The organism is Stenotrophomonas sp. TEPEL, from assembly GCF_004348785.1.
Classification (GTDB): Bacteria; Pseudomonadota; Gammaproteobacteria; order Xanthomonadales; family Xanthomonadaceae; genus Stenotrophomonas; species Stenotrophomonas indicatrix.
Map to the genome: position 1 here is coordinate 3,521,447 of NZ_QQXJ01000001.1, position 26,495 is coordinate 3,547,941.

Here is a 26,495-nt window from a genome sequence, read left to right on the forward strand (position 1 = left end):
TATACTGCTTCACACCCGATGCCGCCGCCCGTGCCATGACCGCCATCAGCTTCGAGTTCTATCCGCCCAAGACCGACGAACAGCGCACCCAGCTGGACCGTGCCGCGGCCAGGCTGAAGACGTATGCTCCCAAGTACGTGTCCTGTACCTTCGGCGCCGGTGGCTCGACCCTCAGCTACACCTCCGAGACCGTGCGTCATCTCAACCAGCACCATGGCTTCGAGGCCGCGCCGCACCTGTCCTGCGTCGGCGGCACCCGCCAGGAAATCCGTGAACTGCTCAAGCTGTACCGCGCCATCGGCTGCCGGCGCCTGGTCGCACTGCGCGGCGACCTGCCCTCGGGCATGGGCTTCCCGGGCGACATGCGCTATGCCTCCGAACTGATCGCCTTCATCCGTGCCGAACACGGTGATGCCTTCCGCATTGAAGTGGGCGCGTATCCGGAAACGCATCCGCAAGCGCAGGACGCCCTGCTCGACCTGAAGCACTTCAAGGCCAAGATCGACGCCGGTGCGGATGCGGCCATCACCCAGTACTTCTTCAACCCGGATGCCTACTTCCACTTCGTCGACGAAGTGCAGCGGCTCGGCGTGCAGGTGCCGATCACCCCGGGCATCATGCCGATCTCCAATTTCAGCCAGCTGCGCCGCTTCTCCGAACAGTGCGGTGCGGAAATCCCCCGCTGGATCAGCCGCAAGATGCAGGCCTACGGTGACGACGTCGAATCGGTGCGCGCCTTCGGCGCCGAAGTGGTGGCCAAGCTGTGCCAGCGCCTGGTCGAAGGCGGCGCACCGGGCCTGCACTTCTACACCTTGAACCTGGCCAAGCCGACGGTCTCGGTACTGAAGCTGCTGCAAGGCTGAAAAGTACGCTGCGTTATCGCAATCGGCGCTACGCTGCGTCGATGAAGCTCGTCCTGTCCCTGTTGCTGGTCCTGCTGCTGCCCGGTGTCTGCGCCGATGTGCAGGCGCAGTCCACGCGCTTGAACCGCTGCACCGATCCGCAGGGGCAAAGTGTCTATACCGACCGCCCCTGTGACAGCCTGGGTGCGCAATCCCGGCGCCCGCCGCCGGCGCCTTCCGGCAATACCCTGCAACGCGACAGCCTCGGCAGCAGCTGCCCACGCCGGCTGAGCGAACTGGTGCAGGCTTTGCACACGGCGGTCAGCATCGGTGATGTGAACCGGCTTTCTTCGCTGTACATGTGGGGCGCGGTGTCCGATGCCGGCGCACAGCGGATTCTTGGCCAGCTGGAATCGGTGGTGCGGCGGCCGCTGGTGGACGTGGTGCCGGTGTATCCGCGCCAGGATCTGGATGAGGGCCAGGGCATCGCCTCGCAGGATTCGGAGACGGTGCCGATGCCGGCTGCACGGCGCCATCCGATCGGGTTGCGGTTGGAGCAGACCCTGCCGGGCAGCGCCACGCGTGCGGCGACCGTGCTTGGGCTGCGGCGGCAGTATGGGTGTTTCTGGATTACGTTGTGAGCGGGTGCTGCTGAACCGCCATCCACGCATGGCGTGGATCTACTGCTTGCGGTGAGGGGTCGGATCCCTTTCCAGCGGAAAGGGCTCCGACCCCGGATTCGAGCGAGGAGGTCAGAACCCCGCTTCGCGAGGATCCGACCCCGTGTATGGCGCTACACCGGCCACAGTCCGCGGATGGCGGCGATACCCTGCCCGCCATGCCGGCGTGCCTCGGCCACATGCTGCGGTGTCATGCCGCCGAGCGCATAGATCGGCAGCGAGACCTGCGCGCGCAGCGCGGCGAAGGCCTCCCACCCCAACGGCATTGCATCGGGATGGCTCGCGGTGGCCTGCACCGGCCCCAGCACGGCAAAGTCGCAGCCGAGCCGCTGTGCAGACAACAGCTGTTCAAGGTCATGGCAGGAGGCCGCCACCAGCTGCCCGGCCGGCAGCGGGCGCTCCTGCAGCGACTGCAGCTGCTCGCTGCCCAGGTGCACGCCAACGCCGAGGGTGCGCGCCAGTTCGATATCGCGGTTCAGCAGCCACTGGACGCCGCGCTGGTGCGCGCGCACGGCCTGCTCGATCACGCCCTGACGTTGCGGATGCTCGGCGGGCAGGCGCAGCTGGATGCGTTGCTGCCCCGAAGCCACGGCCTGCTGCAGCTGGCCGTGCCAACGCTGCAGGCCGACCTCATCGATGTCCGGCGCAGGGGTGATCAGGTAACAGTCCGGCTGGCGCAGTGCGGCCACCACTGGCAGGTCGGCCGGCGGCATTGAATAACGGGCCAGCTTGTCCGGCGTCACCCAGGTGATGGCCTGGCCCTCGCGTCCGCGCGGGGCACCCTTCCAGCTGCGCACGTGGCGCACTTCCAGGGTCAGGTCCTTGTCCGGGTAGCGCTGCGGCACGTCCATGATCCACTCGCCCACCTCGGCCTCGATGCCCAGCTCCTCGTGCAGCTCGCGCACCAGCGCCTGTTCGGAGGTCTCACCGGGCTCGCGCTTGCCGCCCGGGAATTCCCAGAGGCCGGCCATGTCGCGGCTTTCGGTACGACGGTTGAGCAGGATGCGGCCGCGGGCGTCAGTGATGACCGCGGCTACGACGTGGATCGATCGTTTCGGGGAAGGCATGGGGGGAGCATGCCGAAAACAACCAGATCCGCGCAACGGTGCGCTCGTAGAACTGGAGATCGCATTTACGGGCGCGGGAAAGAGTGAGGCAAGAAAACGACCCTGAGCACCAAAGGAGGCTGCAAGGCCATCAGAACAGCTCCCAGCTCCCGAGGCGGGTGCATGTAGCTGAAGACCGCACGCCCCTCAGCTAGAACAAAGGGCCACTCGGAGAGGATGGAGCCTCCAGCACTTCGCGGCGTACATATGAACTACTGTCGCGCAATACCAAATCGACGTATCTCGTATCCAGATCCACCAGCGCTTTCAGCGCTGCGGCCCTTGCGTACTCTGAGGGTGCAAATCTCGCAACCTCCTCAACATAGTTCACCGCCTCACCACCCACTGCACAAGCCGCCCTGACAAACAGAGGAATAGGATTAACATTCAAGACTCTCTTAATTTCCGAAAATCCATCGTTAAACTCATATTGGCGTCGCTTTATGCCGAAAGCCGAGATGTCCTGAATTACGTTAAAGCTTATTGATAGCGCCTCAGGAGGATGTTGATTATGTATATCCCTACCGCCCTCATATAGAACCACCCTCCGTTCTTTAAGCGTAAAACACTCCCCCTGCAGTGGAGAGACATTTTCACCCACAAGCCCAACTACTGAGCCTTGATCATACGAACGCACTTCAGTTTCATAACCAGGACCAAAGTACCCCAAGGTAAAGAATGAAAAATCATGGTCATGCGGCATCTCGTAGAGGAACATCTCTTCACCCGCAACTCCGCGCGGCGGCTCCCATAGCACAGCTCGGAGAGTGAAGAATTTTGACTTCTTTAGAACAAACACTTGCGATGAATACTCGTTACCCACATCCAGTTCACTTCGCAACTGAGCCGCCAAATAGTTGACCAAGAACGTTCGATCTTCGTAGAGTCCACGAAGAACCAATGCAGTCTCGTCCAGATCCTCTGAAAATAGCCGCTGCCCCATGTCATCAAGATAATTCACCGCATCACTGAATGCGACCCCACTCCCATCCAAANCCCATTTTTTCACAGCTCCCCCTCCTGTAGGGCATAAATATTCTTCTCACACGCAGCCCTTACATGCGGATGAGGATCAAACAGTGCTCGTTCCCGCAGCAGGCGCAACAAGTCTGGATACCCAAGAATAAATAGAGACCGCAATGCCTCCATCCGGACGAAGTGAAATCCATGATCTCGCGCAACTTCGCAGATCAATGAGTAGGACTCGGCATGACCCATCTCCGCCAGCGCGCGACATACAAGCTGGTCTCTACTAGCCGCAATAGAAGCAGACGAAGCGAACTTCGCCCTTCCGCTCGCCCTATCAAAAGTCCACACGAGGCGATCCGAACTTCTATTTGACACCTGTAGAACAAACACCCCGCCGCGGTTTGCTTCAAGGCGTAAGCAATGCGACCCTCGAAATATTTCCAGAATATCGCCAATCCCACATATTCCTTCCTCACTGGGAACGAGAGCAGCATCCCTGGTGAAAGTGTCTCTGTCAAAATCGCCATCAACAGTCCATCTGCTAAAATCGAGCGACCCTCCAGCAACCGGCAGAATGAGAGACGATACTGGGGATGTTGAAACTGTACCATTCAGTGATTTTTTTCGAATCGAGTTGGCCAGATATCTAAGATGGACGACAACAAAATCGTCCTCAAACACCGTGGCGGTGTTCTCATCTCCAGCGCCACCCCTTACCGGCAACCCGTCGCCACGAACGAAATGTCGAACCCACAGAGCGATACACTCTCGATACGCGCCAGATTTATAAAAGCTCGTCATCCACTGGCGATAGCTTTCAATTTCGCCGCTCTTGATGCACTCAATGCCTTTCATTGACACCCTCCCAGCAAGAGGGAGGGGCAAGCGCCCCTCCCCTATCCTCATGCATCAGGAATGAGCGTAAACCCACACCGCCGCAATAAGCACGACTGCAGGCAACCCCGCCTCCATGTCGATACTTTGCGTGTAGCCGACCTCTTCTTCCAAACCGACAAATTTATTCGTTGAACGCATTTCGCCTTCTCCAAATTGGCCACGAAGTCATGGCAATTCGAAATTCTCCCACCTCCAAAAACCTGTCAACCGCCATTCACTTATTCGTGACGCGGTTCAAATGAAAGATGAGGAGTGGAACAAATATCAGCAAGAATTCGACCCACTTTGAAGAGCAGCACTGAAAAAAAAAGGTCGTTCACGACTTAGGAGCACTGCATATGCTCCGCTAGGCACCGTCAGATGGATCGCGCACTGACCGCGATTGGACAATCACAATTGTCTATTGAAGACCGCGCCCATCAAGGACATCCAGGCAGGCGCCTCGTGCCTGCGAGATTTGTGCTTTTAAGGTAATAACAAGCACAATCTGTGCCTCGCCTTAGGCGTAGGCGACCCACGTAGCAAACAAGTCGCGCCTATTCGCACCCTCCCGCTACCGGACCATTGGGAGAGTTCCCCTGTGCGGTTTCGTGCCAGAGTGGCAAAGTTGGCCTAGGCCAGACCCTCTGTGGTGCGATTGATCGCCGCGCGGATGCTTGGGCGAAATTCGTTCTTTAGATTGCTTGATATGCCGACGCGACGAACCCCGCATAAAGCGGGGTTCGTCATGCGGCCGAGCGCGTGGACCAAACTGGACCTGCTCCATACTGCGCCTGCCACCGGACGAGTTTGGAGACTAGCGCAGATGGTTTCGCATACCCGTTGTGCAGCGCGTGCACAGATCTGCGAGAGGGCGCCCACCGGGGCGAGGGCCTCTTCTTGTCAAGTCAACTGCCCATGGCAATGTTTGTACTTCTTACCACTGCCACACGGGCACGGTTCGTTACGACCCACCTTGGGCTCGTCCAGGCGAACCCGGCCATTCTGAGCCGCCTGCACCTGCGCGGCCTCTTCGTCGGCACTGTAGCCGCCTGCGTCCTGGTGCTGGAACTGCGACTGCTTCAGGCGGGCCTCCACCTGCTGGCGCTCGGCCGCTTCCAGTGCCTGCACTTCCTCGTCGCTGCGGATACGCACGCGGGCCAGCAGGGTCACCACTTCGCGCTTGACGTTTTCCAGCATGTCCGAGAACAGCTCGAAGGCTTCCTTCTTGTATTCCTGCTTCGGCTGCTTCTGCGCATAACCGCGCAGGTAGATGCCCTGGCGCAGGTAATCCATGCGCGCCAGGTGCTCCTTCCAGCTCTGGTCGAGCACGGTCAGCATCACGTGCTTCTCCAGCGCGCGCATGGTCTCTTCGCCGACACCCGCTTCCTTCTCGGCGAAGTGCTGGTTGATGCGCTCCTGCACCTTGGCGGTGATGCCTTCGGCGTCCAGCTCCTCGTGCGACTTCACCAGATCGGTCAGCGACATGTCCACGCCGAAGTCCGACTGCAGGGTGGCTTCCAGGCCACGCAGGTCCCACTGCTCGTCCACCGAGTTCGGCGGCACGAAGCGGGCGACCACGTCGAAGATCACGTCGTCACGGATGCCGTCGACGTTGTCCTTCACCGACTCGGCGTCAAGCAGTTCGTCGCGCTGGGCGTAGATCACCTTGCGCTGGTCGTTGTTGACGTCGTCGAAATCCAGCAGGTTCTTGCGGATGTCGAAGTTGTGGGCTTCCACCTTTCGCTGAGATTTCTCGATCATTCGAGTGACCAAGCGGTCCTCGATGACATCTTCTTCCTTCATGCCCATCATGCGCATCATCTTCTGCACTCGCTCCCCCCCAAACACCCGGAGAAGGTTGTCTTCCAAGGCCAGGTAGAAACGGGACGAGCCCGGGTCACCCTGGCGGCCCGAACGGCCACGCAGCTGGTTGTCGATACGACGCGATTCGTGGCGCTCGGTGCCGACGATGTGCAGGCCGCCGGCCGCCTTGACCGCGTCATGGCGCTTCTGCCACTCGGCCTTGACCGCTGCCTTCTGTTCGTCGGTCGCGCCTTCGCCCAGCTCGTGGATTTCCGCTTCCAGCGAACCACCCAGCACGATGTCGGTACCACGACCGGCCATGTTGGTGGCGATGGTCACGGCGGCCGGACGACCGGCGTTGGCAACGATGGTCGCTTCGCGGTCGTGCTGCTTGGCGTTGAGCACTTCGTGCTTCACACCCGCCTTGCGCAGGTGCTCGGACAGCATTTCCGAGGTTTCGATCGAGGTGGTACCCACCAGCACCGGCTGGCCGCGCTTGGCGCACTCTTCGATGTCGGCCAGCACCGCATTGAACTTGCCCTTGCGGTTGAGGAACACCTGGTCCGGGCTGTCCTTGCGGATGGTCGGGCGGTTGGTCGGGATCACCACCACTTCCAGCCCATAGATGCTCTGGAATTCGAACGCTTCGGTATCGGCCGTACCGGTCATGCCGGACAGCTTCTTGTACATGCGGAACAGGTTCTGGAAGGTGATGCTGGCCAGCGTCTGGTTCTCGCGCTGGACCGGCACGCCTTCCTTCGCTTCCACCGCCTGGTGCAGGCCATCGGACCAGCGGCGGCCGGCCAGGGTACGGCCGGTGAATTCGTCGACGATGACCACTTCGCCATCGCGCACGATGTAGTCCACGTCACGCTGGTAGATGGCGTGCGCGCGCAGGGCGGCGTTGAGGTGGTGGACCACGGTCAGGTTCTGCGCCGCGTACAGGCCTTCGGTCTCGGCATCGAGGATGCCCGCTTCCACCAGCAGCTGTTCGGCGTGCTCCATGCCCGCTTCGGACAGGTGCACCTGCTTGCCCTTCTCATCGACCCAGAAATCGCCTTCGCCGTCTTCCGCTTCCTGCTTGACCAGGTTCGGCACGATGCGGTTGACGCGGATGTACAGCTCCGGGGAATCATCGGCCGGGCCGGAGATGATCAGCGGGGTACGCGCTTCGTCGATCAGGATGGAGTCGACTTCGTCGACGATGGCGTAGTGCAGGCCGCGCTGGTAGCGGTCAGCCTTGGACAGCGCCATGTTGTCGCGCAGGTAGTCGAAACCGAATTCGTTGTTGGTGCCGTAGGTGATGTCCGAACCATAGGCTTCGCGCTTGTCGCTGTGCGGCATGCCCGGGTAGACCACGCCCACGCTCAGGCCCAGCCAGTTGTACAGCTTGCCCATCTGCGCGGCATCGCGGCGGGCCAGGTAGTCGTTCACGGTGACCACGTGCACGCCCTTGCCTTCCAGCGCGTTGAGGTACACCGGCAGGGTCGCCACCAGGGTCTTGCCTTCACCGGTGCGCATTTCTGCGATCTTGCCCAGGTGAAGCACCATGCCGCCGATCAGCTGCACGTCGTAGTGGCGCATGCCCAGCACGCGGCGACCGGCCTCGCGGCAGACCGCGAACGCTTCCGGCAACACCTTGTCCAAGGCTTCACCAGCGGCGATGCGCTGCTTGAATTCCGGCGTCTTGGCCTGCAGCTGCTCGTCGGAAAGCTTCTCGATCTCCGGCTCCAGCGCATTGATCTTGGCGACGATGCGGTTGAGCTGGCGCAGCTGTCGTTCATTACGACTGCCAAATACGCGGGTAAGCAGGCTGTTGATCATTGAGGGAACCGGGTTGGATGGAAATGCCGCACGGCTCCGGGAAGGATCCGTCCGCCGCAAACGAATCAGGGCGCCTGGCGCCCTGTCGATGGCAACACCCATTGTAGCTTGGGATGGGCCGCTGGGGTTTCAACCCTGTGCGGTCGTATTGGCGGGCGGGACAGGGGTCGCGGTGGCCGCGCTTCGCGCTCGCGGGGCCTGGCCCCGCGCTACCGCCGGGATCCGACGGCGTTCCGGTACCGCCGGGATCCGACGGCATCCCGGTAGCGCCGGGCCATGCCCGGCGTTGCGATCAACCGCGGGTGATACGCCCGACCGGGGTATTGCCGCCATCGCCGAGGAACTTGCGCGGGTTGACCACGTTGCCGTTCTCCCACACTTCAAAGTGCACGTGGGCACCGGTCGAACGACCGGTGGAACCGGCCTTGGCCACTTCCTGGCCCGCACGGACAAGGTCGCCGACCTTCACCACCAGGCGCGAATTGTGCGCGTAGCGGGTGACGTAGCCATTGCCGTGGTCCACATCGACCACGTTGCCGTAGCCACCCTTGACGCCGGAGAAGCTGACCACGCCGTCGGCCACGGCCATCACCGGGTCACCGACGCGGGCGTGGAAGTCCATGCCTTTATGGGTGGCGGCACCGCGACCGAACGGGTCGGCACGGGTACCGAAGCCAGAGGTGACGTAGCTGTTGCGGATCGGCATGCGCGAGGGCACGGCGTTCTGCTGCAGCTGGTGGTCGAACATCAGCGATTCCATCACCGACAACTGGCGGCCTGAAGCAGCAAAGCGCTGCTCCAGCACCTGTAAGTCGGCGTTGACGTCCTTCACAGGAATGTCGGCGGTCGGGCCACCGGCATCGCCGTCACCGAGGCCGGGGGTCTCGTTGAAGTCGAATTCGCCGTCTTCCAGCTTGCCCATCTGGGTAAGCCGCTCGCCCAGCGCGTTGAGGCGGGTGGCCTGCGCCTGCAGCTCGCCGAGGCGGGCCGCCAGCGCGTTGACCTGGGTCTGCGCATCGCGCTGGACCTTGGCCAGTTCGGCCTCCTGGCGGTCGACCTTGGCCTGCAGGCGCGCGTCATTGAGCGCGCTGACGCCGATTCCACCGGCAAGGCCGATAATGCAACCTGCGCCGAGCACGCTGCCCAGCAGGGCTCGGGGGCGGTCCTCGAAGTAGAACCGCAAACGCGTGAGCGCCGATTTGGCCTGTCCTTCACGCGTTTTGATTACGATCTTTTTGAATGCCATCAGTGAGTTTTCATGTCTGAGCCGAAATCCAGCGTTCGTCCCGCATCCCGACCGAAACCGGCCCTGGATGCAGTGATGGCGGACAAAAGCGGGAACCCGCTGCGGCGTGCCTTATGGCTCGACGCGCTGGACCGTCAGTTGCGCCCCCAGTTGCCGCCACCTCTGCGCAGCCGTTCCCGGCTGGCCAATGTGGACGGGGAACACCTCGTTTTTCTCGTCGAGTCCCCGGTCTGGCATGCCAAGTTGCGGCTTGCCGAAGCCCAGTTGCTCGACGCGGCCCGGTCCATCGGGCTGAAGGCCACCAAGGTGACCGTCAAGACTGCGTCTCCCACTCCCACGCGCTCCCCAGCGCTCGACAACCGGAATGGACCCCACGCAGTTTCAGCCGCCACGCACAAAGGGCTACGCGACGCCTTGGCAGCTCTGCAGGACCTTCCTTCGAAACCGAAGCGGGAAACCTGAAAGCAGCGGAGCGTCCTGCTCCACTCCCCGTCGCGCGTGTCACCGCAGCGTGAAACATTTCGGGGGCCGGGTCGCATCCTAGCGGTCCCCGGTGGAGCAGTCGTTAGATTGTTGTTAAAACAACGTTAAATTCAGGCTTCCGATCCAACAGGTTCACAAAACCGTGACCTCGGCCCTACCGTCGCGTCACTGGTTGCGCCAGTGCGGCAAGCAACGCCGGAAACGCAGACGCCGCCCTGGAAGGCGGCGCTTTTTCGTTAAAATTCAATAACTTGATAAATCAGGCATAGGCCGGCGTGGCGTACACCACCGGGTCCGGCACGGCCGGCGAGTCGTAAGTGACCCATTCCCAGGCGGTGGCGTCGGCCATAAGCGCCCGCACCAGCTTGTTGTTGAGCGCGTGGCCGGACTTGAAGCCTTCGTAGGCACCCAGCACCTGGCCGCCGGCCAGATAGAGGTCGCCGATCGCGTCAAGAATCTTGTGGCGCACGAACTCGTCGGCGTAGCGCAGGCCGTCTTCGTTGAGCACGCGGAACTCGTCGAGCACGATGGCGTTGTCCATCGAACCGCCCAGGCCGAGATTGCGCTCGCGCATGTATTCCAGATCGCGCATGAAGCCGAACGTGCGCGCGCGGGAGATTTCCTTGGTGTAGGCCATCGTCGAGAACTCGATTTCCTGGCGCGACTGCTTGGCCGGGATCATCGGGTGGTCGAACTGGATGGTGAAGCCCAGCTTGTACCCCTCATACGGGGTAAAGCGGGCCATCTTGTCGCCCTCGGTCACTTCCACGGTCTTCAGCACGCGGATGAAGCGCTTGGGCGCATCCTGTTCGACGATGCCTGCCGACTGCAGCAGGAACACGAACGGGCCGGACGAACCGTCCATGATCGGCAGCTCGGCCGAGGACAGTTCGACGATGATGTTGTCCACACCCAGGCCGGCCAGGGCCGACATCAGGTGCTCGACGGTCTGGATCTTGGCCTCGTTGCAGGTCAGGCCGGTGCACAGGGTCACTTCGGTGACCAGTTCGGCCTTCGCAGGCACTTCCACGACCGGGTCCAGGTCCACGCGCCGGAACACGATGCCATGGTTGACCGGCGCCGGGCGCAGGGTCATGTAGACCTTGTCGCCGCTGTGCAGGCCTACACCGGTGGCGCGGATCGTGTTCTTGAGGGTGCGTTGCTGGATCATGGGGGACGACCGGAAGTGACACAGTAGATTAACACGCAGGGTCCCCTACCCCGGCTGAAACGCCGGCAGGACGCGCGTGAAGCGGGGCGGCCGGGCCCATCCTGGCCCGGCGCCCGCGTTTTCAGGACATGGTGGCGCAACCCGGGGGGGACAAGCCCCGGGCAGCGTCGATCAGTCCGCTTGGCGGCGCAGGAACGCCGGGATGTCCAGGTAATCGTTCGGCAGTTCCGCCGCGGCCGGAGCCGAGGAGGCCGGAGCCGACGGGGTGGATGCCGCCACGCTGTCGCTGCTGGCCCGACGCAGGCCCAGGCCCATGCCGCCGACGGCCTTGGACACCGCATCGCCGCCGTTGTCGAACTCGCCGAACTCCGGCTGGCCGGTGGTGGCGTTGCGGACCAGCTTGATCGGTGCACGCTCGCCCGGACGCTGGGTCTTGCTGGCCGAGACGCGGTTCAGGCCCGTGGCGACCACGGTCACGCGCACTTCGTCCTGCATGTCCGGATCGAGCACGGTGCCCACCACCACGGTCGCGTCTTCCGAAGCGAAGCCGTCGATGGTGCGGCCGATCTCGTCGAACTCGGCCATGGTGAAGTCGGCACCGGCGGTGATGTTGACCAGGATGCCGTTGGCGCCGGCCAGGTTCACATCGTCCAGCAGCGGGTTCTGGATGGCCGACTCGGCCGCGGCCTGCGCGCGGTCATCGCCGCGGGCGGTACCGGTACCCATCATCGCCAGGCCCATTTCGGACATGACGGTGCGCACGTCGGCGAAGTCGACGTTGATCAGGCCCGGACGCACGATCAGGTCGGCGATGCCCTGCACGGCGCCCTGCAGCACGTCGTTGGCGGCACGGAAGGCCTGGATCATGGTCGCGTTGCGACCCAGCACGGTGATCAGCTTCTCGTTGGGGATGGTGATCAGCGAGTCGCAGTGCTGGCTCAGTTCTTCGATGCCCTTCAGCGCGACCTGCATGCGGCGGCGGCCTTCGAACGGGAACGGCTTGGTGACCACGGCCACGGTCAGGATGCCCATTTCCTTGGCCAGCTGTGCCACCACCGGCGCAGCGCCGGTACCGGTGCCACCGCCCATGCCAGCGGTGATGAACACCATGTCCGCACCCTGCAGCGCGTCCATGATGCGCTCACGGTCTTCCAGCGCAGCCTGGCGGCCGACTTCCGGGTTCGCGCCTGCGCCCAGGCCCTTGGTGACATTGGTACCCAGCTGCAGCTGCAGCTTGGCACCACAATTCTTGATGGCCTGCGAGTCGGTGTTGGCGGTGATGAATTCCACGCCATCCACTGCCGAGTTGACCATGTGCGCCACGGCATTGCCGCCGCCGCCGCCCACGCCAACCACCTTGATCACCGCATTGGGTGCCATCTTTTCGATCAGTTCAAAATGCGCCATGTCCGTGTCCTCGTTGTATCCGCTTGTCGGTGGCATGGACGGTCGGGCCTCCTGCCTTCGCGTGTCATGTTGCCGTTGCGGCTGTGTGGGTTGTGTATTGCGTTGTTGCGTCGTGATGCGGGTACTGCGGGTGTTGCAACCGGGCAGCGCCCGGGGGGTACAGGTGCCGCGTCAGAATTCGCCGCGGAACCAGGTCTTGAGTTTCTTGAACATGCTTCCGGCGCGGCCGGTCGGCAGCGACGGCCGCCGCGGATGCTCGATCTGGCTGCCCATCAGCAGCAGGCCCACGCCGGTGGCATGCACCGGGTTGCCCACCACTTCGCCCAGCCCGGTAACGTGCTGCGGGATGCCCACGCGTACCGGCATCTGCAGCATTTCCTCGGCCAGTTCGACCACGCCTTCCATCTTCGAGGCACCACCGGTCAGCACCATGCCGGCGCGCACCAGTTCCTCGAAGCCGGAGCGGCGCAGTTCGGCCTGCACCATTTCGAAGATCTCTTCGTAGCGGCCCTGCACGGCCTGCGCCAGCGCGTGGCGCGGCATGCGGCGCGGCGGACGATCACCGACCGACGGCACCTGGATGCTTTCCTCGGCGGTGGCCAGCTGGGCCAGGGCGCATGCATAGCGCACCTTGATCTGCTCGGCTTCCGGGGTCGGCGTGCGCAGCATGTGCGCGATGTCGTTGGTCACGTGGTCGCCGGCGATCGGCAGCGAGGCGGTGTGGCAGATCGCGCCCTGCACGAACACTGCGATGTCGGTGGTGCCGGCGCCCATGTCGACCAGCACCACGCCCAGCTCGCGCTCGTCGGCGGTCAGCACCGCCACGCTGGACGCCAGCGAGGACAGCACCAGGTCGTCCACCTGCAGGCCGCAGCGCTGCACGCACTTGCTGATGTTGGCTGCGGCCGACTGCGCGCACACCACCAGGTGCGCATGCACCTCCAGGCGCACGCCGGTCATGCCGACGGGGTTGCGGATGCCTTCCTGCGAATCATCCAGCACGTACTCGCGCGGGATCGCATGCAGGATCTTCTGGTCGGCCGGAATCGCCACTGCCTTGGCCGCATCGAGCACGCGATCCAGGTCGCCCCAGGTCACTTCGCCGTCGCGGATCGGCACGATGCCGGGCGAGTTCTTGCACTGCACGTGGTTGCCGGAAATGGAGGCATACACCGAGCGGATCTCGCAGCCAGCCATCAGCTCGGCTTCTTCGACCGCACGCTGGATCGACTGCACGGTCGATTCGATGTCCACCACCACGCCGCGCTTGAGGCCGCGCGACTCATGGGAGCCGATGCCGATCACTTCGATCGGGTTGCCCGGCGAATACTCGCCCACCAGCGCCACCACCTTGGAGGTGCCGATATCCAGGCCGACGATCAGCGATTTGTCACCCTTGCGATTCATGTTCTTTCCTGCGTCCTTCTTGCCGGGGTGCCCGGTGCATTGGCGGGGGCGGCCGGAGTGCCCCAGCTCAGCGTGAAACCATTGGTATATCGGAGGTCGGCGCGCTCGATCGGCGCGGCCTGGTTGGCCAGCTGCGGCAGCACGCGCACGAAGCGCTGCAGGCGCGAGCGGGCATCGTCGCGGCCGACCACCACTTCAGTGCCGTTGCTCAGCAGCAGCGACCAGCTGCCGCGCGCGTCCATCGTCAGCCGGCGCACGTCGACGCCTGCCGGCGCGAACAGCGCGCGCGAATCGTTGTACAGCTTGACCACTTCCTCGGTCTGGCTGTCCGGGCCATCCAGCTCGGGCAGCTGCAGGTCGGCCAGCTTCTTCGGCGTGGGGAACAGCTTGCCCTGCTCGGACAGCAGGCGATCTTCGCCCCAGCGCGCGAACGGCTTGTGCTCGACCAGCGTCACTTCCAGCACGTCCGGCCACTGCTTGCGCACCTGCGCGCTTTCCACCCACGGCAGTTTTTCCAGTGCGTCCTGCGCGTCCTGCAGCTTGACCGCGAAGAAGCCGGCATGCGCATACGGCAGCAGCACCTGCTGCAGCTGTTCCGGCGGCACCCGCTTGAACTCACCGTGCACGCGCAGCTTCGCCAGCGGCCAGCGCTCGGCGCCGACCCAGCCATTGACCACGGCCACCACCGGCAGTGCAACCACCGACAGTGCCAACAGCCAGACGAAGATGCGCAGCACCGCGTTCATGCGTGCGATGCCTCCAGGGTCTGTTCCAGCACGCGCCACACCAGCTCCTCGAAGCTGATGCCGGCCTGCCCGGCCGCCTTGGGCACCAGCGAGTGGCTGGTCATGCCCGGCGCGGTGTTCACTTCCAGCAGGAAGAAGCGGCCGCTGGCGCGGTCACGCATCACATCCACGCGACCCCAGCCCCGGCAACCTGCGGCGCGGAAAGCCGCCAGCGCGATGCGGCGGATCTCGTCTTCGTCCTCACCGTCCAGGCCCGGGCACAGGTACTGGGTGTCTTCGGCGATGTACTTGGCGTTGTAGTCGTACCACTGGCCCTTGGGCACGATGCGGATCGACGGCAGCGCGACATCGCCGAGGATGGCCACGGTCAGTTCGTCGCCCACCACCATCTGTTCCATCAGCAGCTGGCCGTCATAGCGCGCGGCCAGGGCGACGGCTTCGTCCAGGCCGGCGTCGTCGGTGACCCGGCTGATGCCCACGCTGGAGCCTTCGTTGGCTGGCTTGACCACCACCGGCAGGCCGAGCTCGGCCGCCAGCGCGTGGACGTTCTTTTCGGCCGCTCCCGGCATCCTGCCTGCCGCGGCACTCGTACCTCCGTGTACTTCGCGGTACTGCGGGGTCGGCAGGCCCAGCGACAGCCACACCTGCTTGGTGCGGATCTTGTCCATGCTCAACGCCGAGCCCAGCACGTTGGAGCCGGTGTACGGCACGCCGAAGGCCTCCATCAGGCCCTGCACGATGCCGTCCTCACCGCCACCGTTGTGGCCGTGCAGGATGTTGAACACGCGATCGATGCCGCCGGCCGCCAGTGCCTTGGCCAGCGCCGGAATGCCGTCGATGGCGACGGCGTCGACGCCGCGCGACTGCAGGGCTTCGAGCACGTTGCGGCCCGAATCCAGCGACACTTCGCGTTCGCTGGAGCTGCCGCCGAGCAGCACGGCGACGCGCCCGAACACGGCCGGGTCGGTGCTGCGCAGCGGCGGGAAGGTCAGCGTGCTCACGCCTCGCCCTCCGCCTTGAAGCCTTCCACGGCAATGTGGCTGGCGACGGCGCCGATGTCGCCGGCACCCATCATCAGCAGCAGATCGCCGTCCTGCAGCACGTCCGGCAGCACGGTGGCCAGCTCGGATGCCTTGCCAACCACCACCGGCTCGCTGCGGCCGCGCGCACGGATGGCGCGGGCCAGCGCATGCGAATCGGCGCCGGCGATCGGCTCTTCACCGGCCGGGTAGACCTCGCTCAGCACCAGTGCATCGACGCTGGAAAGCACGGCGGCGAACTTGTCGAACTGATCGCGGGTACGGCTGTAGCGGTGCGGCTGGAAGGCCACCACCAGGCGCTTGTCGGCCCAGCCACCACGCGCGGCGGCGAACACCGCTTCCAGCTCGCTCGGATGGTGGCCGTAGTCGTCGATGATGCGGACCTTGGCACCGCTGGCGATGGTCACTTCGCCCAGGTCGTTGAAGCGGCGACCGACACCGGCGAAGCTGGCCAGCGCACGCGCGATCGCGTCCGGGGCCACGCCCAGCTGCCAGCCCACCGCCGCAGCGGCCAGTGCATTGAGTACGTTGTGCTTGCCCGGCAGCGCCAGCACCACTTCCTGGCTGGTGCCCTGCGGCAGGCGCAGGGTGAAGCGCATGCGCGAACCTTCCTGCACCACGTTCTCGGCGCGTACGTCGGCCTGCGGGCTCATGCCGTAGCTCATCACGTGGCGCGGGGTCCTGGCGGCCAGTGCGGCCACTTCCGGGTCGTCGATGCACAGCACTGCCAGGCCGTAGAACGGCAGGCGCTGCAGGAACTCGGCGAACGCCGCCTGCACGCGGGCGAAATCGTTGCCGTAGTTCTCCAGATGATCGGCATCGATGTTGGTGATGATCGACATCAACGGGTTCAGGCGCAGGAAGCTGCCGTCGCTCTCGTCGGCCTCGGCCACCAGCCACTGGCCACCACCGAGCTTGGCGTTGGCGCCGGCCGCCAACAGCTGGCCACCGATCACGAAGGTCGGGTCCAGCCCACCCTCGCTCAGCACCGCAGCGGTCAGGCTGGTGGTGGTGGTCTTGCCGTGGGTACCGGCCACAGCGATGCCGCGGCGGAAGCGCATCAGCTCGGCCAGCATCGCTGCGCGCGGCATGATCGGAATGCGCTGGCTGCGCGCTTCCATCAGCTCCGGGTTGTCCTCGCGGATCGCGCTGGAGACCACCACGCAGTCGGTGCCCAGCACGTTGGCGGCCGAGTGGCCGCGCATGATGCGCGCGCCCAGGCCGGCCAGGCGGCGGGTCGCCGCATTGTCGGCATTGTCCGAACCGGAGACTTCATAGCCCAGCGTCAGCATCACTTCGGCGATGCCGCTCATGCCGGTGCCGCCGATGCCGACGAAATGCACGCGCGGGAAAGCGCGCACCAGATCGTTGGTGTCATGCAGGCGGCGGATCATGCGCGGCCTCGCGCAGGGCAGGCGCTGGAGCGTGCCTTCTTCATACAGCTTCCTCGAGAATGATATCGGCGATGCGCTCGGCGGCATCGACCTTGGCCAGGGCACGCGCGGCTTGCGCCATCTGCATGCGGCGGGCGGGATTTTCGGACAGATCACGCAGCAGCGCGGCAATGCCGCCTGCCAGCGTTTCGTCCTGCTTCAGCAATACGGCTGCATCGCGCTCGACCAGGTACTGCGCATTGCGGGTCTGGTGATCGTCGACAGCAGCGGGGAATGGCACCAGCACGCTGCCGATGCCGACCGCGCAGAGCTCGGCGAGCGTGGACGCGCCGGAACGGCACACCACCAGGTCGGCCCAGGCGAAGGCTTCGGCCATGTCGGCGATGAACGGTGTGACCTCGCCCTGCACCCCGGCCTTGGCATAGGCCTCGACCGCTTCGGCATGCAGCTTCTCGCCGCTCTGGTGTCGCACCACCACCGGCACCTGCGCACCCAGGCTGGCCAGTGCCTGCGGCACGCCACTGTTGAGCGCGCGTGCGCCCTGGCTGCCGCCCAGCACCAGCAGGCGCAGCGGACCGCTGCGATCGGCCAGCCGCTGCTGCGGCGGCGCGACGGCGGCGATTTCCGCGCGCACCGGATTGCCCACGAACTCTTCGCGTGCAGCGAAGGTGCCCGGGAAACCGGTCAGCAGGCGGCGCGCATAGCGCGACAGGATGCGGTTGGTCAGGCCCGGCGCGCGATTCTGTTCGTGCACGATCAGCGGCAGGCCGTGCAGGCGCGCGGCCATGCCACCGGGGCCGGAAGCGAAGCCACCGAAGGCGACCACCGCACGCGGCTGGCGATCACGGATGATCAGGCCGGCCGCACGCAGCGCGCGCATCAGGCGCCACGGCGCGGCCAGCAGGGCCAGCTTGCCCTTGCCACGCAGGCCGGTGATGGCCAGCGTATCGATGGCGATGTCGTGCTGCGGCACCAAGCGGGTTTCCATGGCGCCATCGGCACCCATCCAGGTGACCGGCACGCCACGCGCGCGCAGCACGCGGGCCACGGCCAGACCCGGGAAGATGTGCCCGCCGGTACCACCGGCCAGGATCATCACCGGCCGGCTGTTGTTCTGGGTCGCGCTCATCCGAGCCTCCCGAAGGTGGGTTCGACGCGCGACTGCAGGCGGCTGGTGCCGCGCACGGCGGCCGGCTCGGCCGCAGCCGGCTCGGCGCCCTTCGACACATTCTTCGCCACCGGTGCAGCAGAAGACACGGCGGCGGCAGGGCCGGCAACATCGTCGGCGGCCCCCATGCGCACAGCCTGGCGTCGCTCGGCACGCTTCAGTTCGTAGGACACGCGCAGCAGCAGGCCCATGGCCACGCAGGTCATCAGCACCGACGAACCACCCGAGGAGATCAGCGGCAGGGTCAGGCCCTTGGTCGGCAGGATGCCCAGGTTCACGCCGATCGAAACGAAGGTCTGCATGCTGATCCACAGGCCGATGCCGAAGGCGATGTAGCCGGAGAAGTGGCGCTTCATTTCCACGCAGCGCATGCCCAGCCAGAAGGTGCGACCGACCAGCAGTGCGTACAGCGCCACGATCACGCAGGTGCCCAGGAAACCGAATTCCTCGGCGGTGACCGAGAAGATGAAGTCGGTGTGCGCCTCGGGCAGGTAGTACAGCTTCTGCACCGAATTGCCCAGGCCAACGCCGGTCCACTCGCCGCGGCCCACCGCCATCAGCGCGTTGGACAGCTGGTAGCCGTCGCCCTGCTGGTCGGCCCACGGGTCGAGGAAGGAGGTGATGCGGCGCATGCGGTACGGCTCGATGATCGCCAGCGCGCTCATGCCGACCAGGCCGATCACCACCGGCATCGACATGCGCGGCATGTTCACCCCGCCCAGCACCAGCATGCCGGCGGTGATCGCCAGCAGCAGGGTGGACGAGCCGAAGTCGGGCTGCAGCAGCAGCAGCACCACCAGCGCACCGGCCACGCCCAGCGGTTTGAGCATCGCCGGCCAGGTCGCGTTGACCTCGTCGCGGAAGCGCACCAGGTAGCTGGACAGCCAGACGATGTAGAGCACCTTCACCGCTTCGACCGTCTGGAACTTGGAGATGCCCAGGTTGATCCAGCGGCGGGCACCGTTAACGCTGCTGCCCAGGCCGGGCACGAACACCACCACCAGCAGCGCGAAGCAGCCCAGCAGCAGCATCTGGTTGTACTGCTCGATGGTCTTCAGTTCGGTACGCGCGGCGAAGATGGCCAGCACGATGCCGACCGCCAGGAAGATCAGGTGGCGGTTGAGGTAGTAGAACGGGCTGCTCATCAACGCGATCGAGCTGGACGCCACCATCACCACGCCCAGCCCGGTGAGCGCGATCATCGCGCCGAGCAGCCACTTGTCGTAGCTGCCACCGATGGCCTCAAGGCGTGTTGCCTGGTGCGACAGGTCATTCATCAGCGTACCTTCAACGTGGCCAGGCCGATCAGCACCAGCACGACGGAGATGATCCAGAAGCGCACGATCACGCGCGGCTCCGGCCAGCCCTTCAGTTCGAAGTGGTGATGGATCGGCGCCATGCGGAACACGCGCTTGCCGGTCAGCTTGAACGAGGCGACCTGGATCATCACCGACAGCGTTTCGATGACGAACACGCCGCCCATGATCACCAGCACCAGTTCCTGGCGGGTGATCACCGCGATGGTGCCCAGCACCGCGCCCAGCGACAGCGCGCCGATATCGCCCATGAAGACCATGGCCGGATAGGTGTTGAACCACAGGAAGCCCAGCCCCGCGCCGGCGATCGCCGCACAGATGATGACCAGCTCACCGGCGCCTGGAATCTGCGGGATCTGCAGGTAGTTGGCGAACACCGCGTTGCCCGAGGCGTAGGCGAACACGCCCAGCGCGCAGGCCACCAGCACCGTCGGCATGATCGCCAGCCCGTCCAGGCCGTCGGTCAGGTTGACCGCGTTGGAGAAGCCGACGATCCAGAAATAGGCGATGGCCACGAAGCCGATCCCGGCCAGCGGCAGCGCCACCGACTTGAACATCGGGATGTAGAAGGTCAGCGCCGCCGGTACGTCGGCGGTCTGGAACAGGAAGATGCCCGCAGCCAAGCCAAAGATCGACTGCAGCAGGTACTTCCATCGCGACTTCAGGCCGTTCGGGTCGCGACGGACGATCTTGATCCAGTCGTCGTACCAGCCGATGGCGCCGAAGCACAGCATCACCGCCAGCACCAGCCACACGTAGCGGTTGCGCAGGTCGGCCCACATCAGCACCGACAGGGTGACGGTGAGCAGGATCAGCGAACCGCCCATGGTCGGCGTGCCGGCCTTGGAGAAATGGGTCTGCGGACCATCGGTCCGGATCGGCTGCCCCCCCTTGAACTGGGCAAGCTTGCGGATCATCGCCGGGCCGAGCCACAGCGACAGGAACAGCGCCGTCAACGCGGCAAGGATGGCGCGGAACGTCTGGTAGTTGAACAGCCCGAACAGGCTCTCCAACTGCTGCAACCATCGAGCCAGTTCATACAACATGCGGGGATTCCTCTCCTTGCGCCAGCAGCGCTTTGACAATCGTGTCCATGGCGCTGCCACGGGAACCCTTGACCAGGCAGCGCACGCCGGCGTGCAGCGCTTCCTGCAACGCCTGCGACAGCGCGTCATGGGTGGTGAAATGATGTCCGCCCTCGCCAAACGCAGCGGCGGCAGCGGCGCTGAGCGGGCCCAGCGCATACAGGCGCTTGAGGCCGGCTGCACGCGCGCGGATACCGGCCTGTGCATGCAGCGCCTCGGCGTCGGCGCCCAGCTCGCGCATGTCACCCAGCACCAGCCAGCCCTCTTCCGGGGCGGCGGCCAGTGCATCGATGGCCGCAGCCAGCGAACCGGGGTTGGCGTTGTAGCTGTCGTCCACCAGCACTGCGCCATTGCGCAGCTGATGGGCGATCTGGCGGCCCGGCACCGGCTGCGCTTTGGCCAGGCCGGTAGCTACCAGTGACAGCTCGATGCCGGCGGCCAGCGCCAGGCTGGCGGCGGCCAGCGCATTGCTGATGTTGTGGCGGCCCGGCAGGCCCAGCACCACGCCCGCCTCGCCCATCGGCGTGACCAGGGTGAAGCGGCTGCCCTGCGCGCCGGCGCGGATGTCGCGCGCGGTGACGTCGGCGGTGTGTTCCAGGCCATAGCGAAGCACCCGGCAACGTGCCGGGGTACCGATGAAATGCTGTTCAAACCAGCGCCCGTAGGCATCGTCGGCGTTGATCACGGCCACCCCATCGGCCGGCAGCGCGGCGTAGATCGCGCCCTTGGTCACCGCCACGCCGAGCAGGCTGCCCATCCGCTCCAGGTGGGCCGGGGCGATGTTGTTGACCAGGGCATAGCGCGGGCGCGCGATGTCGGTCAGGTAGGCGATGTCGCCCGGCTTGCCGGCGCCCATCTCGTAGACGGCGTAGTCGGCATCTTCCGGTGCGTCGATCACCGCCAGCGGCAGGCCGATCTCGTTGTTGCGGTTGCCCGGGTTGGCGTAGACCACCTTGTGCGCGTGCTGGGCCACCTGCTGCAGGATCGCCAGCAGCAGGCTCTTGACGCTGGTCTTGCCGTTGCTGCCGGTGATGGCGAACAGTTCGGTCGCGCGGTCGCGCTGCATGCCGGCGGCGATCTTCGCCAGCGCGCGCTCGCTGTCGGCCACCAGCACCTGCGGCAGCTCCAGCGGCAGCAGGCGCTCGACCAGCAGCGCGCTGGCGCCACGTGCCTGTGCGTCGGCAGCAAAATCGTGGCCGTCGAAGCGTTCGCCACGCAGCGCCACGTACAGGCTGCCCGGGCCAAGGCTGCGGGTATCGTTGCTGACCGCGTCGATGGCCACGTCGTCGCCATGGATCTCGCCGCCAGCCCAGTGTGCGATCAGCGAAAGCAGGGTGCGCTTCATGCGTCGCCCTCCCCGGTCTGGGCTGCTAGAACGCCGGCCTTCGCAGCCAGCGCGGCGGCCGATACTTCGGTGTCGTCGAAGTCATGCCGCACGCCGTTCACTTCCTGGTAGGGCTCGTGGCCCTTGCCGGCGATCAGGATGATGTCGCCGGCACCAGCGCGCTTCACCGCCAGGCCGATCGCACGCGCGCGGTTGCGCTGCACGGTCACGGCCGAGGCATCGGTGAAACCGGCCAGGATGTCGGCCACGATCACGTCGCCGTCTTCGCCACGCGGGTTGTCGTCGGTGACGATGACCTGGTTGGCCAGGCGCTCGGCAATGGCGGCCATCTGCGGGCGCTTGCCGGTATCGCGCTCGCCACCGCAGCCGAACACGCAGAACAGCGTGCCCTGCAGGTGGCCGTGCAGGCTGTCCAGCGCCTGTTCGAGTGCGTCGGGGGTGTGTGCGTAATCGACCACCACGGTCGGCAGGCCGTCTTCACCGCCCAGGCGTTTCATGCGGCCACGGATCGGCTGCAGTGCCGACAGCACCTCGGCGATGCGCGGCAGCGGATGCCCTAGCGCATGCAGGCTGCCAGCCACGGCCAACAGGTTGTCCACGTTGAAGCGGCCCAGCAGCGGCGACTGCACTGCAGCGCGCTGGCCGTCGACGACCAGTTCGAAACCGATGCCGCGGCCATCCAGCTGCAGCGCTTCGGCGCGCACGCTGGCACCGTCGGCACCACGCGAGCTCAGGCCGATGGCCTGCACGCCCGCCGACAGGCCGGCGAACAGCTGGCGACCGAACGCATCGTCAAGATTGATGACCGCCGCCTTCAGGCCCGGGCGATGGAACAGCCGCGCCTTGGCCGCGCCGTAGCTGGCCATGTCACCGTGGTAGTCAAGGTGATCGCGGGTGAGATTGGTGAACACCGCCACGTCGTAGTGCACCGCATCCACGCGGCCCTGGTCCAGCGCATGCGAGCTGACTTCCATCGCCACCGCGCGCGCGCCGTCGTCGCGCAGCTGCGCCAGCAGCGCATGCATCTGCAGCACCAGCGGGGTGGTGAAACCGGTTGGCTCGACCGCACCATAAAGTCCGGCGCCCAACGTGCCGATACTGCCACTGGGCGTACCGAGCAGATGCCAGGCCTGGGCCAGCAGCTGCACGGTGGAGGTCTTGCCGTTGGTGCCGGTCACGCCAACCATGGTCATCGCCCGCGAAGGCGCGCCATGGAACTGGTCGGCCATTGCCCCCAGACGCGCGCGCAGGTCCGGCACGGCGATGGCATCGGCCGGTGCAGGCAGCTCGGCAGGCGCCGGCGCCTCGAACAGGATCGCACCGGCACCGGCAGCACGCGCCTGCTCGACAAAACCCAGGCCATGCGCGCCGAAACCGGCGATGGCAACGAAGGCATTGCCGGGGCGCACGGCACGGCTGTCCAGCACCAGGCCGGTCAGAACGGGATCATGGCCCGCCAGGGCCACGTCCGGAAGCAACTGCGAAAGCAACATCGAAGGGCTCATTGCGTGCCTCCCGTGGCGGGCGGCACATGGGGGTGCGCGCTGGGCAGCGCGGCATCGAATTCAGCGGCGGCATCCACCGGCAGTGCGGCTTCGGCCGGCGGCACCGGCAGCACCGAGGCCGAATGCCCGATCTTTCCGGACTGCTGGGCAGCCAGCCACGACTGCAGGTCATCCAGTGGCACGTCCATCAGGCGCAGGGTGCCTTCCATCACGTTGTGATAGACCGGCGCCGACACCAGGCCGCCGTAGAACTTGCCGCCCTGCGGATCGTTGATGACGATGACGGTGGCAAAACGCGGATTGGTGGCCGGCACCACGCCGGCGAACAGCGCGTTGTAGTGGCCGCGCTCGTAGCCACCGGGGCCGGTCTTGCGCGCGGTACCGGTCTTGCCGGCCACGCGGTAGCCCAGCACCGCCGCCTGCTTGGCGCCGCCCTGGGTGACCACCGTTTCCATCATCGCCACCACCTGCTTGGCGACGTTCTCGTCGATGATCTGCTGGCCTTCGTTGCGCTGGCCCTTGACGAAGGTCGGCGCGATCAGCTTGCCGCCGTTGGCCAGCGCCGAGTACGCGGTGGCGATCTGCAGCGGCGTGACATTCAGGCCATAGCCGTAGGACATGGTGGTCTTGGTGGTGCCCGACCAGCGCGCCGGACGCAGCACCACGCCACCGGACTCACCCGGGAAACCACTGTGCGGGACCGAGCCGTAGCCGAAACGGCGCACACCGTCGTAGAACACCTGGTCGGGCATCTTCGCGGCGACCTTGGCCGCCCCCACGTTCGAGCTGCGGGTGATCACGCCGGTGACGTTCAGCACGCCGTTGTTGCGCGGCACATCGCGGATGGTGAAGCGCCCCAGGGTCATGTAACCCGGGTTGGTGTCGATGACGGTGTCCTTGGTCACCGCACCGGCCTGCAGCGCGGTGGCGATGGTCAGCGGCTTCATCGTCGAACCCGGCTCGACCAGATCGGTCACCGCGCGGTTGCGGCGCGTGTCCGGCTGCGCGCTGGTCAGCGAATTGGGGTTGTAGGTCGGCAGGTTGACCATGGCCAGGATCTCGCCGGTGGTCACGTCCATGATCACCATCGAGCCGCCGGCCGCCTTGTTGGCCACCAGCGCGTTGCGCAGTTCCTTGAAGGCCAGGTACTGGATGCGGCGGTCGATGCTGAGGGTCAGGTCCTTGCCCGGCTCGGCCGCACGCAGCAGATCGCTTTCGACCGTCTCGCCCTTGCGGTTGCGGATCACCCGCTTGCCGCCGGGCTTGCCACGCAGCCATTCGTCGAAGGCCAGCTCCAGGCCTTCCTGGCCGCGGTCGTCGATGTTGGTGAAGCCCAGCACGTGCGCCATCGCTTCGCCCTGCGGGTAGAAGCGGCGGAACTCGCGCTGTGCGGCCACGCCCGGAATCTTCAGCGCGACCACGCGCTCTGCCTCGTCCGGATTGATCCGGCGACGCAGGTACATGAATTCCTTGTCCGACTTCTGCGACAGGCGGCTGCTCAGCTCGTCCACCGACATGCCCACCGCCTGTGCCAGCTCGGGGATGCGCTCGGGAGAACGCAGCAGGTCCTGCGGGTTCACCCAGATCGAGGCGACCGGCGTGGACACCGCCAACGGCTCGCCGTTGCGGTCGGTGATCATGCCGCGCGAAGTCTTGATCGGCAGTTCGCGCAGGTAACGCGCTTCGCCCTGGCGCTGGTAGAAGTCGCTGTTGATGATCTGCACGTATGCGGCACGACCGACCAGCGATACCGAGCACAGGCCGAGCGCCAGAGCCACCCAGCGCAGGCGCTGGCGCAGGTTGAAGGCATTGCGTGGACGGTTGCGGCCGGTCTTGCTCATGGGCGCACCACCACCACGTCGGCGGCTTCGGGGAACTTCATGCCGAGCTTTTCGCGGGCGATGCTGTCCACGCGGTTGGCTTCGGCCAGGGTCGCCTGCTCCAGCTGCAGGCGGCCGAATTCGATGTTCAGGTCATCGCGTGCACGCTCGGCGCGCGACAGCTCGATGAACGTCTGCCGGTGACGGTGACGCACGAACACGACGCCGATCGCCGAGGCCACGGTGCAGGCCAACAGGATGATCAGCAGCAGCCGGCTCATGCATCGGCCTCCCGCTTCTGGGCCACACGCAGCACGGCGCTGCGGGCGCGCGGGTTCATCGCCAGCTCTTCGTCGGTGGCCTTGATGGCGCCGCCGATCAGGTCCAGGGTCGGCACGAAGGCCTGCGCCTCGGGCAGCCGGCGGTTGGCCGGCGGTGCCTTGGCCAGGCGGTTCATGTACTGCTTGACGATGCGGTCTTCCAGCGAGTGGAAGCTGATCACCGCCAGCCGGCCACCGGGCTTCAGGCGCTCCACCGCCGCGTCCAGGCCGGCTTCGAGGTCGGCCAGTTCGCGGTTGATGTGGATGCGGATGGCCTGGAAGCTGCGCGTGGCCGGATGGATCTTGTCCTTGCCACGCGGCATCACCGAGGCGATCAGCTCGGCCAGTTCTGCGGTACGGGTGAACGGCTGCTTTTCGCGGCGGGCCACGATGGCGCGGGCGATGCGCCGGCTCTGCCGCTCTTCGCCGTAGGTCCACAGCACGTCGGCGATCTCGCGATCCTCCACGCGGTTGATCCACTGCGCAGCGCTTTCGCCACTGTCCGGGTCCATGCGCATGTCCAGCGGGCCGTCCTTGCCGAAGCTGAAACCACGCTCGGCCACATCCAGCTGCGGCGAGGACACGCCAAGGTCGAACAGCACGCCATCCAGGCCTTCGGCGGTCTCGTTCCACTGCAGCAGCTGGGCGAAGCTGCCACGGAAGATCGACACGCGCGGGTCCGGCGCGAAATCGCGCTCGGCAACGGCAATGGCTTCCGGATCCTTGTCCATGACCAGCAGGCGTCCCTCGGGACCGAGCTGGGTGAGCACGCCACGTGCATGACCGCCACGACCGAACGTGCCATCCAGATAACGTCCGTTTTCGATCACCCTCAGGCCTTCCAGGACCTGGGTGTACAGGACCGGCAGATGCACCGCCGGCGACTGCGACACCGGAAGGTGACCGGTCTGCGCTTCTGGGCGCATCCGGGCACCCCGG

At 65.5% G+C, this 26,495-nt stretch carries 21 protein-coding genes and 1 pseudogene; 3 read left to right on the top strand and 19 right to left on the bottom strand.

The annotated features are described in order from the left end of the window. The first annotated feature begins 35 nt into the window (after nt 1–35). Nucleotides 36–863 carry a methylenetetrahydrofolate reductase [NAD(P)H] gene (gene metF / locus TEP_RS16220; protein ID WP_132825939.1) on the top strand — a complete coding sequence of 276 codons (828 nt, stop codon included), beginning with the start codon at nt 36–38 and terminating at the stop codon, nt 861–863. 41 nt (nt 864–904) lie between these two features. Beyond that, entirely contained in the window at nt 905–1,483 is a 579-nt protein-coding gene (locus TEP_RS16225) for a DUF4124 domain-containing protein (RefSeq protein ID WP_132825940.1), read from the top strand. Nucleotides 1,484–1,635: 152 nt separating this feature from the next. On the opposite strand, the gene TEP_RS16230 is transcribed toward TEP_RS16225, so the two are convergent. From TEP_RS16230 to TEP_RS16250, 5 genes are all read right to left on the bottom strand, one after another. Continuing rightward, a complete protein-coding gene (locus tag TEP_RS16230; RefSeq protein WP_132825941.1) occupies nt 1,636–2,589 on the bottom strand; it encodes a Nudix family hydrolase in 954 nt (317 codons plus the stop codon). 1,044 nt (nt 2,590–3,633) lie between these two features. Next, entirely contained in the window at nt 3,634–4,452 is an 819-nt protein-coding gene (locus tag TEP_RS16240) for a HEAT repeat domain-containing protein (RefSeq protein WP_165933933.1), read from the bottom strand. A 54-nt stretch (nt 4,453–4,506) separates the two neighbouring features. After that, a complete protein-coding gene (locus tag TEP_RS20035; protein ID WP_276321419.1) occupies nt 4,507–4,632 on the bottom strand; it encodes a hypothetical protein in 126 nt (41 codons plus the stop codon). 744 nt (nt 4,633–5,376) lie between these two features. After that, nucleotides 5,377–8,103: a preprotein translocase subunit SecA gene (secA, locus tag TEP_RS16245; protein ID WP_132825944.1), complete on the bottom strand. Its 2,727-nt coding sequence runs from the start codon at nt 8,101–8,103 to the stop codon at nt 5,377–5,379. 292 nt (nt 8,104–8,395) lie between these two features. Continuing rightward, nucleotides 8,396–9,349: a M23 family metallopeptidase gene (locus tag TEP_RS16250; protein WP_132825945.1), complete on the bottom strand. Its 954-nt coding sequence runs from the start codon at nt 9,347–9,349 to the stop codon at nt 8,396–8,398. Nucleotides 9,350–9,361: 12 nt separating this feature from the next. On the opposite strand from TEP_RS16250, the gene TEP_RS16255 reads away from it, so the two are divergent. Next, the gene (locus TEP_RS16255) at nt 9,362–9,811 is read left to right on the top strand and encodes a DUF721 domain-containing protein (RefSeq protein WP_165933934.1); all 450 of its coding nucleotides are present in this window, start codon (nt 9,362–9,364) and stop codon (nt 9,809–9,811) included. Between the two features lie 280 nt (nt 9,812–10,091). Here the strand turns inward: TEP_RS16255 and lpxC are convergent, their stop codons facing one another. The 14 genes and pseudogenes from lpxC to rsmH all read right to left on the bottom strand — a co-directional run bounded on the left by lpxC (nt 10,092) and on the right by rsmH (nt 26,482). Next, nucleotides 10,092–11,003, bottom strand: coding sequence for a UDP-3-O-acyl-N-acetylglucosamine deacetylase (gene lpxC / locus TEP_RS16260; protein WP_132825946.1), 912 nt, complete (start codon nt 11,001–11,003; stop codon nt 10,092–10,094). Nucleotides 11,004–11,174: 171 nt separating this feature from the next. Continuing rightward, entirely contained in the window at nt 11,175–12,410 is a 1,236-nt protein-coding gene (ftsZ, locus tag TEP_RS16265; protein WP_025876577.1) for a cell division protein FtsZ, read from the bottom strand. Nucleotides 12,411–12,581: 171 nt separating this feature from the next. Further along, entirely contained in the window at nt 12,582–13,817 is a 1,236-nt protein-coding gene (gene ftsA / locus TEP_RS16270; protein WP_025876580.1) for a cell division protein FtsA, read from the bottom strand. A 68-nt stretch (nt 13,818–13,885) separates the two neighbouring features. Further along, nucleotides 13,886–14,563 (bottom strand): annotated as a pseudogene (locus TEP_RS16275) (cell division protein FtsQ/DivIB); the annotation flags it as partial. Beyond that, a complete protein-coding gene (locus TEP_RS16280) occupies nt 14,560–15,564 on the bottom strand; it encodes a D-alanine--D-alanine ligase (RefSeq protein ID WP_132825947.1) in 1,005 nt (334 codons plus the stop codon). The gene TEP_RS16280 and the pseudogene TEP_RS16275, both read right to left, overlap by 4 nt. After that, complete coding sequence (murC, locus tag TEP_RS16285; protein ID WP_132825948.1) at nt 15,561–16,997, bottom strand: UDP-N-acetylmuramate--L-alanine ligase; 1,437 nt, start codon at nt 16,995–16,997, stop codon at nt 15,561–15,563. The genes TEP_RS16280 and murC overlap by 4 nt, the downstream gene beginning before the upstream one ends. Before the next feature lie 40 nt (nt 16,998–17,037). Continuing rightward, a complete protein-coding gene (gene murG, locus TEP_RS16290) occupies nt 17,038–18,126 on the bottom strand; it encodes an undecaprenyldiphospho-muramoylpentapeptide beta-N-acetylglucosaminyltransferase (protein ID WP_132825949.1) in 1,089 nt (362 codons plus the stop codon). Next, nucleotides 18,123–19,442, bottom strand: coding sequence for a putative lipid II flippase FtsW (ftsW, locus tag TEP_RS16295; protein ID WP_132825950.1), 1,320 nt, complete (start codon nt 19,440–19,442; stop codon nt 18,123–18,125). Before ftsW ends, murG begins: the two co-directional genes overlap by 4 nt. After that, nucleotides 19,442–20,527: a phospho-N-acetylmuramoyl-pentapeptide-transferase gene (gene mraY / locus TEP_RS16300; protein ID WP_025876592.1), complete on the bottom strand. Its 1,086-nt coding sequence runs from the start codon at nt 20,525–20,527 to the stop codon at nt 19,442–19,444. The genes ftsW and mraY overlap by 1 nt, the downstream gene beginning before the upstream one ends. Continuing rightward, nucleotides 20,517–21,911, bottom strand: a complete 1,395-nt coding sequence (gene murF / locus TEP_RS16305) for a UDP-N-acetylmuramoyl-tripeptide--D-alanyl-D-alanine ligase (protein WP_132825951.1) — start codon at nt 21,909–21,911, stop codon at nt 20,517–20,519. The genes mraY and murF overlap by 11 nt, the downstream gene beginning before the upstream one ends. Continuing rightward, nucleotides 21,908–23,416, bottom strand: a complete 1,509-nt coding sequence (locus tag TEP_RS16310; protein ID WP_132825952.1) for a UDP-N-acetylmuramoyl-L-alanyl-D-glutamate--2,6-diaminopimelate ligase — start codon at nt 23,414–23,416, stop codon at nt 21,908–21,910. Before TEP_RS16310 ends, murF begins: the two co-directional genes overlap by 4 nt. Then, nucleotides 23,413–25,257, bottom strand: coding sequence for a penicillin-binding protein 2 (locus TEP_RS16315; RefSeq protein WP_132825953.1), 1,845 nt, complete (start codon nt 25,255–25,257; stop codon nt 23,413–23,415). Before TEP_RS16315 ends, TEP_RS16310 begins: the two co-directional genes overlap by 4 nt. Continuing rightward, nucleotides 25,254–25,517: a cell division protein FtsL gene (ftsL, locus tag TEP_RS16320; RefSeq protein WP_025876599.1), complete on the bottom strand. Its 264-nt coding sequence runs from the start codon at nt 25,515–25,517 to the stop codon at nt 25,254–25,256. Before ftsL ends, TEP_RS16315 begins: the two co-directional genes overlap by 4 nt. Further along, nucleotides 25,514–26,482: a 16S rRNA (cytosine(1402)-N(4))-methyltransferase RsmH gene (rsmH, locus tag TEP_RS16325; RefSeq protein ID WP_025876600.1), complete on the bottom strand. Its 969-nt coding sequence runs from the start codon at nt 26,480–26,482 to the stop codon at nt 25,514–25,516. Before rsmH ends, ftsL begins: the two co-directional genes overlap by 4 nt. Nucleotides 26,483–26,495: the final 13 nt, after the last annotated feature.